The sequence below is a fragment of the Orenia marismortui DSM 5156 genome, from assembly GCF_000379025.1.
GTDB classification, from domain to species: domain Bacteria; phylum Bacillota; class Halanaerobiia; order Halobacteroidales; family Halobacteroidaceae; genus Orenia; species Orenia marismortui.
The window spans coordinates 9,824-22,043 of sequence record NZ_KB900624.1 but is presented as its reverse complement, the minus strand read 5'-3'; the positions used below and the strand labels follow the sequence as shown (position 1 = coordinate 22,043).

Genomic DNA, 12,220 nt, shown 5'->3' with positions numbered 1-12,220 from the left:
CTTTAATCGTTAAATATTTGTTCAGCCAATTTATTGGCAGCTCTAACATTAACGAAACGTGGATCTTCAAGAAAAGTAAAACTGTGGAATGGCTCTTTTAAATAATCTTTTAATACAGTAGTTCCCCCACCGCCAAATATGAATTGATCAGCTTCATGGAACTTGTCCTGTAATAAATTTTTGATTTGGTCAGCGATAGTATCTGCAAGAAATTTATATAATTTCTTTGTAGCTTCTTCTAAGTTGATTTTTTGTCCTCTATGCTTAATATATCCTTGCTCGATATAATACTCCATTTCATATACTTGCTTCTCTATTCCTGTTTGCACTTTGATGATATCGCACAGTTTTTCATGAACTAAATGTAATCCTGGGATTGTTTTGGTTGGTACGTAATCTTGATATTCTCCGTCAATCGACACATAAAGATCAGTTGAATAATATCCAATATCAACACCAACTAAAAATCCATCTGCCCCCTCTGCTCTATCAGAGATATAATCAGCAGTAGTATAATATCCTTGAGGTTTTATATCCAAAGCATTAACAACTATGTTTTTATGTACTATTTCTTTTTTATCGTAATCGTATAATCCGATTTTTACATTATCCTCTTCAAACTTACTCACTAACTCTTTTTTATTTCTAAAGTGAGTAGCCGGAAGGTTAAGCATTAAATTAATTTCATCATTGTCTTTACAGAGATAAGCCAAGGCAGACACAATTAATCTTTCTGCATACTTACTTGTGGAAGCGTCATCGCTTATTTTGTGATTTCCACCTTTGTCTATAGCAAGATTACCTACAGCGTATTCTACTCCTTCATATTCTACAACTAAATTATTCAACTCATCGAAATTATCAAAGAAACTTTTATCTCTTTTCATAAAAATATCATTAGAGATCACTGAAGGGATAAATATTTCTTGTTCTCCATCTCCAGCTTTTAGCCCGCTATGTCCAAAATCGACCATAATATGTTTACTCATTTATAATTCCTCCTTTTATATTACATTTACACCATCTATTATAATGGCAATTTAATAAAAGGTCAATAGTTAAACCATTAAAAAATCTATTAAAATTATGTTATATAGTGTATTTCTAATATAAAGTTAATATTAATCTTAACTGTAATAACATTAAATATAAATTATAATTGCAATGAAAGATATATTAATTTAATAGTTTTGTATTAAGGTTATATTAAAAAACTATTATTATAAATGTTAAATTTATATTAAACTATTTTAAATAAAAAAGCCAGGGCATAAGCCCCAGCAGTCTATATTAAATGTTAAACCAAGTTAATATTAAATTATACCCAATATTTATAGTAATATTCAAAATAATTTTGATATTTACTTGACATAACACAAATTGTGTTGTATAATATATATAGAACATGAGGAAAGGGGGTGAGTACATATGAGTTTTTCAGAGCTGGTAGATGTGGTTTCTAAGTTAGTGACGATTGCAGTCGGTTTGCTAACAATTAAGATTTACTTTGATAATAAAAAGTAAATCTAAAGAGGGGAGGTTTTCCTCCTCTCAATCTACCAACTCTTAATCTCATTATATGCCATGAACAAGAAAACTTCAACATTAACAAAGTTATTTTTTGTTGTTGCTGGTATCTCATTTTTAATAGGCAAGGAGTGGACACTTGGGGGATTGCTGTTAGCTGTTGGTGTCCTTATGATTGTTGTAAACTTAAAGAAATAATATAGACCCTCTGGGGTCATCCTCAGAGGGCTAAAATTTAAAGGAAAGGAGATGAATAATATATATGAGTAAAACAGAAAAAGCAATACAGTTATTCTTAGAAAATCCATTTAGAGAGCTATCTGATATAGCAGAAGAGGCAGGAGTGGCAGAGTCAACTTTTAGATCTGCACTAAGTAGAAATGATTATCCACCCAAGAAAATGCGAGCGGAAGCATTGAAGCAAGTTAATTCTGCTCTTAGACAACATAAAGCAGACTTTAAATTTGATTGGAGCAAGTTTGGATTAAAAACTAAAGAGGTGAAATAATGATAACGGATGATTTATTTTTTATAATTGAACATTTAACTATATTAGGATTAATATCAATTTTTATAAAATTTATTTCTGGAGCTGAAGGGAATGAATTAAAAAGGAAATCAATAATAGGAGGATCTATTTTGTTGATTTCAATACTTGCTGTTATATATTTATTTTGAATCCACTCTTACAGGGTGGGTTTTTCTCGTGGTCATAAAAGACTATGTATTGTTGTGAATAATGTTTATAATAGTAAGTTGACTAATTCAAATTTTTGCTATATAATTATTTATAAGTTTACATAATTTTTGATTAAAAACATACAAAAAAAGAAAAAACCCTTTGTGCTGGAACACAAGGGTTATGAAGTAGGTTCCCAAAAAAAATGGCTACCAACCAATCGAAACCTTAAATATCAATTTGTATCTATATATTATCAGATACAAGACAAACTTGTCAAGATATAATTAACTAGAAATATCTTACAAGATAATATTTAAGCTCGGGAACCTGCTCAGAAAATCTGGGGAGGTTATTTTTTATGTCAACAAAAATCGAACAGGCTAAAAAGAAACTAGGTAATTTATGGGTCAATAAGCAAATTACAGACCAAGAATATAGACAAGCTATCGATCAATTAGAAAATAGAGCTAAAAAATATACTAGCACTAAGAGCATTCAAAAGGAGGAGATTGTCAAGGCTCCAAAAGTTCCAGAAGTGAATATAGAGAATACAAAAGATATAGATCATTTTAAAAATGGAGTATTGATTCCTCGCAACTTATATGATTTAAACAAGCTCAAATTCAGCTCTAAATCAATGTATTCAGCTTTCTACATATTGTGTAAGCACAGCAATAAAAATGGTCGCATAATTGGATTAACTACTTCTGATATGGCGCATTATTATGGTTATAGCGATAGCAGAAATGTTAGAAATGGATTAGACAAGCTAGAAGGTTTAGGATTAATTACAATCAATCGTAATGTTAAGCCGTATATTTATACTATTAATAACTATAATTTCAAATCCGGGGGATTTGTAGTTCCTGAGGAAGTAATGAAAGATGTTAGTCATATGAAATTGAAACAACTGAGAATACAATGGCTATACATGTGTAGAAATTTACATAGTCCAAAAAATAAATCGAAATCAGACTTAAGTCTGGGACATATCAGAAAAATGGTTAATGCTGATTGCTATAAAGAAGTTATTGAACTAGCGAGATCATTAACAGATAAATTCTTTACAGCTATAAAAGAAGTTAAGAAAGGGTTCTGGAGAAGTTGGAATAGTCTTAAAGTATCTTTCAATAATGCAACTCTAGGTATAATTGAAAACGTTCAAAATAAACTAGAAAGCTATAAATCACACCACCTATATAATCATATCAAAAATATATTTGAACGCTTAGATATCAAACTCTGTGCGTTAAACTTTAAATCTGCTATAGATTTGATGGATGAATATACCGAGAGAGAACTGTTGATCGTTAAGCAGAACATTGATAATGATAATTTGGACAAGTCTTATTCTGGATCGGCTGGATACTTGAGACACCTGCTACAAAGAGCCAGAAATGGAGCGTTAGTAGCCCAATACTAATCGACAATTAAAAATTAATTCAATAAATCCCAGGGGTAACTATGTCTAATTTTAGATATAGTATTTTTATTATGCTTATATTAGTTTGTAATCTTGATTTCATAGTCTAATAAATCACATTTAATATAATTTAGCTTGCAGATCAGTGAAGCTGGTCTTATTTTTATATCAACTTTAGGATGAATTTCAAATATTAGAGGATAAATCCCCATTTGGTCTGGCTGAATTTCGAGATATAATAAATAATTATAAATAGGATATAAATATTAAGCCTTACGGGTATTATTTCCAATCTTTTGGGAAGAATACACCCCAGAGGTGAATAAGTAAATGCTATCAATATTAGGATTAATTGTTATGATAATAGGGTTATTGGGTATAGTAATTATGGGAGGGTTAATGATTTTGATATATAATGAAATAACTCCAAATATAATTGAATAATAGAAGACGTCTTGACGTTTTACAACATAGAGTGTTATAATATGCTTACAAGGAGCAAGCATTGAAATTCAATGTTTGATGCATAAATCTAGGTAACAAATAAATAATATAAAAAGACTGATTAAGTGCGCTACCACTTAACCAGTCTGATGACCGTACTATCTCCTGAAGGCAATAATTGAAGACTATTTTATATTACAATAGCTTGTCCATTATTTCCAGAATTAACTGGAGAAATGCTAATATCAGCATGATGATTTTATACAAATCCATTAGCATTCACCTCCTTTCGTTAGTTCTAGGAGGTTTTCCGGTCTGCCAGCAGTCGCAACCTGCTGGCTTAATTATTATTATAGCATATAACATATATCGCTTCAAAATATGTTATAATAAGATCAAGATGTTGTCTAGCACTTGGAATCGAGGGACTTCTGGGGGCGAGCTGTCAGTATGAAAATACTGATGGCTTATTTATTTTTTGATATAAAAAAAGACTCCCGTGATCCGGAAATCTTTGCTGGTTAATTTTTAGTGTGGATCTCATATATTGTTTCCACTGTTTTATGGTTAACGGCCTTAAAACCTATAAGTGTACTTGTTATTGATAAAACTGCGCCTATTATGATTCCCCAAAAAGGAATTTGGCCACAAATAATACCTAAAACATTAATTATCAAAACAATTGCAATTAATTTATAATTGCGCGGCCAAGATTCTTCGAAAGCTTTTTTACGGCCTATAGTTTTGACTGAATATTTAATATTTGGAACCTCAAATTCTGCTATTCTTTCTTCTTTTTTTGGAATTGCCACCACCTCCTATACAAGTGGTTTTTTATTCTAAATCAAAGAATCAATTCATCATCTCAAAGCTCTATGAGCCCAATAATTATCAACAATTCTAGGAATATTGCTAGTTGAAATGTTACCCCAATTAATACTATTGTAGTTTGCTCTAGTGATATCTATACTCATTACTTTAGAGTCAGATACATTTCCTTTGATATCAACTAAAGGTAAATGCCATATTATCGATAAGCTATTTATATTTTCTCTTGAAGTGAAAATTTCTTGAAAAACCTTTTTACTTTCTAATAACAATCCTTCTCGAGTCATGTTTTTGGTTAAATTCTCGCTGCCATTAAGCCATAAAGTTAAATGCCTGTTTATATCGGAGTAAGTATGTTTGATGTAAACTTGTTTATCCTCATTGGTCTCTCCTAAATATTCAGTTAAATCCTCTGATATATATTTATTTGTTTCATATTCACGTATTTTATCAGCAGGTAAATCTAACTTAATATCAATTTTTTTAGATACTTCCATTATGGAAGGAGAGAAAATTTCAGTTTTCACATTATCTCCTTTTAAATTAGTCCCTCTTTTGCCAACCAGTTTTAAAACTTTTCTTTCTTGATCTTGTGGATTAAAGGAAGCTTTAATCTTGTAAGGACCTTTTATAAATTTTTTATCAGCAGGAATATTTAATATGCCCTTGAATACTTTGTTGCCAACTATTGATTTTATAGTTTCCCCTTTTGAGTCTGAATCAATAGCATTAAAGGATATTAATATTTTAGATCCGTTTGGTAGATCTGTCTTACCCTTAATAAACACCTTATTTTTTTCAGAATACAAATTAGTTATTTCTATGTTTTTATAAACCTTACCATTTTCTGAACCAGCTTGAGTAGTTACTTTGGTGCTACTGTTATCTGTAGGTACTAAAAGCATCAAAATAAATAAACCTATGTATATTCCAGATATTATTTTACCTGGCTTTCCAAATTTGTTTGATTTAAATACAAAAAAGATACCTACTGGTGGAATTATTAATGTTAAAAGCACAATTCCAAATTTAATTAAGTAATGCTTTACTCCTTTCTTAGTTTCAGGTTCTCTATTGATAGAAGTTCCACAATTTTGACAAAAATTTGATTCATTATTATTCTTTTCTCCGCACTTTGGGCAAATTGACACACTAATCACTCCTTAAATTATGTAAGTTATCTTTTTTCTCATTTTTCATTTCTTTTATCTTCGCAAAGCATAAAGCTAAATCATTGATAGATATTTCGCCATTTATATGTATCTGATTTTTGCCTTCGTCATTAGCTTTTATAAATTCAAAGATGTTAATTATATCTTGGTTAGTTAGATCATTTGATTCTTTAAACTTTTTTAGGAAAGGCTTACATTCATCTCTATATAGCAAGCTATTATAAAAGTTTAATAGACCAGGTTTGTTACTTAATGCTTCTTTTATTTTAGAGTGAGGACTTTCAAATTTTATCACTTTGCTCATAACGGCACCTCTTATACAAATTATATAATAAACACAATTCGACAATTACCGACAATATGAAGATATACTAAATATATCTAATCTATATAAAAATAAAAAGGACTACTTGTCCTCTTTATTGACTTATTTACCAGACTTTAAATGGATATGTTATAGATTATTTTTATTTAAATAACTGCTATTTTTCTTAGATTAGACAAAAATAAAAAACATCCCTATAGATCAGTCTGAACTCCAACTACTTTGCCTATAACTTCCACTTTTCCACTATCGATAATTTCCACTTTGTGAACAGGGTTTGGGCTTTCTGGCTGCAAGACTAATTTCCCGTCAGTTTTGTGTATTCGCTTGACAGTTGCTTCTGCTTCACACCCATTCATAAAAGCAACTACTGCAATCTCTCCATTTTCTACCTCTTCTTGTTTTCTTACTAAAATATAACTTCCTGGTATAATCCCAGCATTGATCATGCTGTCTCCTTCAGCTTGAAGAAAGAAATAAGCCCCCCCGTTAATACTTTTCTTCAAGACTAAACGATAACCTATAATATTCTCTTCAGCTAATAGGGGTTGCCCGCAAGCTACAGTCCCAAGAACAGGAATTAAAGTTGTTGTATCTTCGTTTACTGGTATAGAGTTAGGGGGTAATTTATTTTCAAAAATAACATCTTTAAGATAACCGGCAGCAGACATTAAATCTTTATATTCAACTCCATTCTTAGCTTTATTAGCAAGCCTTCTTAAGATATCAGGGTTGGGAGGGCTATCTAAAGTTTTGTTTATTGATTGTGAAATATAAGTACGACTAACATCAGATTCTCTGGAATATTGCGATATAGATCTATCTCCTTTTGCTTTTTCTATTAAGTTTTTAAATTTGTCTTTGTTAAACATTTTGACACCTCCCTAATAAAATTATATCAAAATTGTTTAAAATATCAACAACCAAACAATAAAACATCCGTTTAAAAAATAGTCAAAAAAAGTGTTTAAAAAATTGACAACAGTAATTTTGTATGTTATACTATTGGTACAAAGTGATAAAAAAATAAACAACAAGGCGGTGAGATAATGGAAGCTAATATTGTAGCTATAAAAAAATTGATAAAAAATAGGTTCGACAATAATATTACTTCATTTTCAGATAGCATAGGAGTAAGTAGGTCGCTAGTTTCTCAGATTATAAATGGTTCTACAGAACCTAAAGATAAATTTTTTTGTAGTATAATTAAATATTGTGATAAAAATGAATTAGATTTTAAAAAGTATATTTTTTTAAATTAATCCGACATTTTTTTAAACAACAATCACCTTACTAGTTACATTATAACCTTTTATTAATTAACGAATCTAGAGTTTGTTGTGGTAATTATTAGAAAGGAGGCGAAAGACTGTGAAGATATTAAATAAAAAGATATCTAAGTTACTTTTTGAAGCTAGAGACAACCTTATGTCTCAGAGCGAATTAGGATTAGCTGTTGGAGTGGATAGGAGCATGATCAGCAATTATGAGAATAGCAAAAGTTCCATACCTCTGGATTTATTACTTGAAATGTCTAAAGTTTTAGATAGTACAGAGTTGAAGTGGGAAGCAATCGGAACTCCAGTTCGAATAGCTTATCTTGATATTGTTAACCAGAGCTTAGATACTACTAGATGGATAATGACTAATGGGCAAAAAGGTGGCGAAGCTCAAGAAATGATAGATGCTTTGCATCAATTAGATGAGATAGGAGTTTTTAATAAGCTAGACCCAGAGCAGTATAGCGATAGAGAAAGGGATATAGCTTATTATGTAGCTGATCAAATAATGGATGTGTTGACTTGTGGTGCAATGTGTTTGAAAGCTCTAAAAGAAAGGGTCGGGATAAATCTTAGTAAAGTGGAAGATGATAGCGAAAGAAAAATGGTAGCAAAGGGATACAGAAGTGGCAATAGAAACGAAAAAGGCACCAACCGCCAAGTAAGTGCCTTAGTAAATTCTTATTAAATTTGATTACACCTCGAAAGGAGGTGATTTCATGAAAAAGATTATTGCTGTAACAATAATCTCGGTCGCATTATTAATAACACTTTCTTTAATTATACCATCTAATGCGACTGAAATCAAGAAATATGATGACAATGGAGAATGGATTGAACTGACTGATGGACGTATTGTGAGGGTGCAAAAATAATTAAGGAGAGTGGAAAAGATGAAATACAAAAATAATAGATATCAAGTAGAGTTGGAGAATGGCCAAGGGGTTACAATTTCTATTCAAGAGATGAAAGCTTGGGCTAACTTAACTTATTTAGTCCCAGCTTCAAGAGCTAGAGTCAAGAGAGTTAAGCAAGATGTTTTTGACCTGTATGATGGTACAAGCTATCTGGGATCTGTTCAAGTTGTATCAGATCCAGCTGATACAAAAGTTCCGTACACATTCAAAGAGGCAGAGAAGGTCAGTGTTGAACAACAACTAAAAGACATATTAGATGCTTTAGCGAAAGCTCAAGCGTCTATTGAATCTGGAATGACTGACCATGAAGCTCAAGCTTATTATTTAGAGCCACTAAAGGATGTGGTGGCGTGAATGATGCTGTAGTAATTGAGGATTATGGTCGGGTGATAATCACTATGAGTAAGACAGTATTGGTGGAGAAGCAGGAGGACGGAGCCGGGGTAAAACCTAGCTCCTCCAGCAATGGAAAGGTGGCGATGCAGGGTGTTTAGAGAAATTAGTGAGTTCAAAGATAACGTTCAAATTCCAGAGGTATTTAAGATAAAAGACGGAGAAAGAAGAGAAGATAGTGGATTGCCCAACCAATTGAGCTACTTAAAAATTACTGATACAAATAAAGCCAATGGCAATTTTAAACAGAATAAACGAGCTATTGAATTATACAAAGAAAAACCAACTGAAATAGATATCATATTAATGCATGATGATATAGGTAAGGTGTTTCCTCACTGGTTCTCTGCATATAAGGGTAATGTTAAAGTTTGTGAAGGCGATGGAAATCAATCTATCTTTTATGGGATGACAGGAGATAAAGATCCAGTTACAGGGATATGTCAAGGTAGTGATTGTCCTTGTGCAGAGAAAAGAGGATGTAAGCCTTATGGAGTGTTCAATTGCCAAATTAAAGGCATGGAAGAAGTTGGAGGGTGTGCGAAATATCGCCCCAAAGGTTTTAAAAAGGTAAAGGCTATATTAGATAGTCTAAAGATGATCAAAAGCAAAACTGGTGGTATTTTAGAAGGTATACCGTTGAAGTTAGCTATTCAACCTTATGCAGATGATTATGAGAAGAAAGGTGGAGGTAAAGGAGCTACAACCAACTATTTTACTCATGTTAAATTTAGTGGGTCAAATACTCAATTGATTAGAGAGGTTGTAAGAGTAAAAAAAGAACGTTTAGAGATTAAGTCTCAGTTAGAACGGTTGGAAAACATAAATTTATTTGAAGAAGAAATTGATTTTTTAGAAAGTAGCAATATTGAAAGTGATGAGACGGAGTTCCAAAATCCAGCATTGAATGAGCAGTTAAGAAAAGAATCAGAGAGCTTGGAGAAAGAGCTTAACCAAAGATATCCTAAGGGTGAAAAGGAAGAGATCACTGATCAGGAAGCAGAAGAGCAAAAAGAACTAACTCCAGAACAAAAAGAGATACTTGAAATCAAAGAATCATCAAAGCTAGCTAAAGAAATTATAACGGAGTTTTTAAGTCATATTAAATTTAATTATGTTGAAGATCTACCAGAAGGCTACGCCAAAGGTTTACTTAAGAAATTGAAGAGTAAGGCTAGTTAATTCTAGCCTTCTTAATTATATTCAGGGGGAAACAAATGGCTAGATACAGATTACCTGGAGAAGAGTCTGAAACTAAATCTAAGAAAAGAGATAAGCGAGAAAAGAGCTTATGTTGGGTGAGAATTCTAAAAGAGAAAATGAGTAACTGATATAAGGGGGCATAGTAATGGATATATTAGATTTATTAAGAAGTGATGGATCATTAACTATAAATAAGTCTTTAATACAGAAGTTAAAGAAAACCAAAGTCGCAGATGATAGGGAGAACACCAAGAGAGAATTTAGACCAGCAGGAGGATTGATGACAGCTGCTGTTTTGTCGGAATTGATTTCTAGATATAAGTACCATAAAAAAGAAGGACAATTAGTAAATATCAAGGGCAATACAAAGAAAGAGGATGGTAAAAGAGAGTGGTTTTTTATTACCCACAATAAGTTAGAACAGTTAATTGGTGTGTCCAGTTCTCAACAAGATTTAGCTATTGATGCTTTAGAAAAATTAGGTCTTATAACTAAGAAATTAATAGGAATTCCAGCTAAAAGACACTTTAAAATTAATGAAGATGCAATAATTAATTTTTTGTTCGGTAAAGATGATTTTTCAAAGAAAAACAAGCAGAAAATAGCTACAAACCCCCAGGATGATCAGGTTCCTTCTAAGATGGAACCAAGCAACAAGCTAAAAAGGAAACAAGTTTCCGGCTCAGAGGGAACACAGCTTCCAGCTAAGAGGGAACTATATAATACTAATAATAATACTAAAGATATAAATACTATACTACCTAGCACGCGTGAAGGAGAAAATACTGGCCAGCAAAATAATAACACTGATTTTCAAGAAATATTGAAATATATAACTAAAAAACTACATCTTACCCAACTGTCAAAAGGATATTTGCTTAAAGATGATCTAGAGGAATATGGACCAGAAATTATAAAAAAAGCTTGCGATATTGCCATATACACTCAAACAGAGAGAGGGAATTACAGGCATGGGGATCCAGAGGCTGGTGTTAGCATCAATAGTTATAAGTTTATTCGTTGCTTTATAGCCGAAGCCAAGGAAACATTACAAAATTTAAGTGGAGGTGCTAAAAATGGAACAGATAAACAAAATGTTAACTCAACAGGTGACAAAGACTATTCCGAAGGAGCAAGTCCGGGGTTCTTTATCAACTAAAAAACCAGAAGCTAAAAAGTGTAAAGAGTGCGGAAAATTAGTTGAACCAGAAGTTAATTTTTTACTTAAAAAGTGGTTATCGCCAGATGTTTGCGACAAATGTGATCGAGAAAAACTTACTAGAGAAAAAGAAGCAATAATCAAAAAAGCTTTAGACATCAAGAAGGCTAGAATAGAGAAACATTTTAGTCAAAGTAGATTAAGCAAAAGATTCATGAGAAGAACTTTTGATAATTTTAAACTTGATAATAAAAATAAAAAAGCTTATGAGACTTGTGTGAGTTACGCCAATGACTTTAGCGATAAAATGAAGAACGGTGAAGGGTTGTTACTAGTTGGGGATTTTGGTACAGGAAAAACACATTTGGCAGCTGCTATATTGCAAGAAGTAATAAGCCAGGATCATACAGGCGTCTTTATATCTATTCCTGATTTAATCACAAAAATAAGAAACACCTGGGACACAGAAGAGAATGAGTGGGATTTAATTACTGCATTAACTGAAGCAGATCTAGTAGTATTGGATGATATCGGAGCAGAAAATACAAAAGATTGGGTCAGAGAAAGATTATTTGTGATTATTAATTCCAGGTACGAGAAAATGTTACCTACTATATTCACGACTAATTGCAGTGTTAAAGATCTTAAGAATAAGTTAGGTGGAAGAATAGAAAGCAGGATAAATGAGATGTGCAAAGGTGTTATGTTGGTTGGAGAAGATTATAGAAAGAATAATTAAATAATCAAGGAGTGATATGCAATGAAATCGGGGGGGGGGTACAAGCTAGATTGTTCGAGTACAAGTCAGAAAGGGAGCAGAGAAGCTTTGAGGAATTAAAAAGATTGCTAGAAAAAAAGAAATATAAC

Annotated in this window: 14 protein-coding genes; 9 read left to right on the top strand and 5 right to left on the bottom strand. The window is 31.8% G+C overall.

Translation table 11 applies throughout. The annotated features are described in order from the left end of the window. Positions 1 to 2 precede the first annotated feature (2 nt). Entirely contained in the window at positions 3 to 989 is a 987-nt protein-coding gene (locus OREMA_RS0116205) for a ParM/StbA family protein (RefSeq protein WP_018250298.1), read from the bottom strand. Positions 990 to 1,789: 800 nt separating this feature from the next. Between OREMA_RS0116205 and OREMA_RS0116195 the strand changes: the two genes are divergently transcribed. Both OREMA_RS0116195 and OREMA_RS0116185 read left to right on the top strand, forming a co-directional pair. After that, positions 1,790 to 2,035, top strand: coding sequence for a helix-turn-helix domain-containing protein (locus tag OREMA_RS0116195; protein ID WP_018250296.1), 246 nt, complete (start codon positions 1,790 to 1,792; stop codon positions 2,033 to 2,035). Positions 2,036 to 2,567: 532 nt separating this feature from the next. Continuing rightward, positions 2,568 to 3,632: a hypothetical protein gene (locus OREMA_RS0116185; protein ID WP_018250294.1), complete on the top strand. Its 1,065-nt coding sequence runs from the start codon at positions 2,568 to 2,570 to the stop codon at positions 3,630 to 3,632. Positions 3,633 to 4,597: 965 nt separating this feature from the next. Here the strand turns inward: OREMA_RS0116185 and OREMA_RS0116175 are convergent. The 4 genes from OREMA_RS0116175 to OREMA_RS18535 all read right to left on the bottom strand — a co-directional run bounded on the left by OREMA_RS0116175 (position 4,598) and on the right by OREMA_RS18535 (position 7,273). Beyond that, complete coding sequence (locus tag OREMA_RS0116175) at positions 4,598 to 4,888, bottom strand: hypothetical protein (RefSeq protein ID WP_018250292.1); 291 nt, start codon at positions 4,886 to 4,888, stop codon at positions 4,598 to 4,600. Between the two features lie 48 nt (positions 4,889 to 4,936). Further along, positions 4,937 to 6,055: a zinc ribbon domain-containing protein gene (locus OREMA_RS0116170; RefSeq protein ID WP_018250291.1), complete on the bottom strand. Its 1,119-nt coding sequence runs from the start codon at positions 6,053 to 6,055 to the stop codon at positions 4,937 to 4,939. A 1-nt stretch (position 6,056) separates the two neighbouring features. Next, positions 6,057 to 6,380 (bottom strand): hypothetical protein, encoded by a 324-nt coding sequence (locus OREMA_RS0116165; RefSeq protein ID WP_018250290.1) that lies wholly within the window; start codon positions 6,378 to 6,380, stop codon positions 6,057 to 6,059. Positions 6,381 to 6,595: 215 nt separating this feature from the next. Next, on the bottom strand, positions 6,596 to 7,273 hold the full coding sequence (locus tag OREMA_RS18535; protein WP_018250289.1) for a LexA family protein: 678 nt from the start codon (positions 7,271 to 7,273) through the stop codon (positions 6,596 to 6,598). A gap of 177 nt (positions 7,274 to 7,450) precedes the next feature. On the opposite strand from OREMA_RS18535, the gene OREMA_RS18005 reads away from it, so the two are divergent. From OREMA_RS18005 to OREMA_RS18000, 7 genes are all read left to right on the top strand, one after another. Then, complete coding sequence (locus tag OREMA_RS18005) at positions 7,451 to 7,663, top strand: helix-turn-helix domain-containing protein (protein WP_018250288.1); 213 nt, start codon at positions 7,451 to 7,453, stop codon at positions 7,661 to 7,663. A gap of 109 nt (positions 7,664 to 7,772) precedes the next feature. Next, positions 7,773 to 8,369 carry a helix-turn-helix domain-containing protein gene (locus OREMA_RS0116150; protein WP_018250287.1) on the top strand — a complete coding sequence of 199 codons (597 nt, stop codon included), beginning with the start codon at positions 7,773 to 7,775 and terminating at the stop codon, positions 8,367 to 8,369. 31 nt (positions 8,370 to 8,400) lie between these two features. Beyond that, positions 8,401 to 8,556 (top strand): hypothetical protein, encoded by a 156-nt coding sequence (locus tag OREMA_RS18965; RefSeq protein WP_018250286.1) that lies wholly within the window; start codon positions 8,401 to 8,403, stop codon positions 8,554 to 8,556. Positions 8,557 to 8,574: 18 nt separating this feature from the next. After that, positions 8,575 to 8,952 carry a hypothetical protein gene (locus OREMA_RS0116140; protein WP_018250285.1) on the top strand — a complete coding sequence of 126 codons (378 nt, stop codon included), beginning with the start codon at positions 8,575 to 8,577 and terminating at the stop codon, positions 8,950 to 8,952. Positions 8,953 to 9,084: 132 nt separating this feature from the next. Continuing rightward, positions 9,085 to 10,173 (top strand): recombination directionality factor, encoded by a 1,089-nt coding sequence (locus OREMA_RS0116130; protein WP_018250283.1) that lies wholly within the window; start codon positions 9,085 to 9,087, stop codon positions 10,171 to 10,173. Positions 10,174 to 10,339: 166 nt separating this feature from the next. Further along, entirely contained in the window at positions 10,340 to 11,353 is a 1,014-nt protein-coding gene (locus OREMA_RS0116120; RefSeq protein ID WP_018250281.1) for a hypothetical protein, read from the top strand. Next, positions 11,271 to 12,092 (top strand): ATP-binding protein, encoded by an 822-nt coding sequence (locus OREMA_RS18000; RefSeq protein WP_018250280.1) that lies wholly within the window; start codon positions 11,271 to 11,273, stop codon positions 12,090 to 12,092. The genes OREMA_RS0116120 and OREMA_RS18000 overlap by 83 nt, the downstream gene beginning before the upstream one ends. Positions 12,093 to 12,220: the final 128 nt, after the last annotated feature.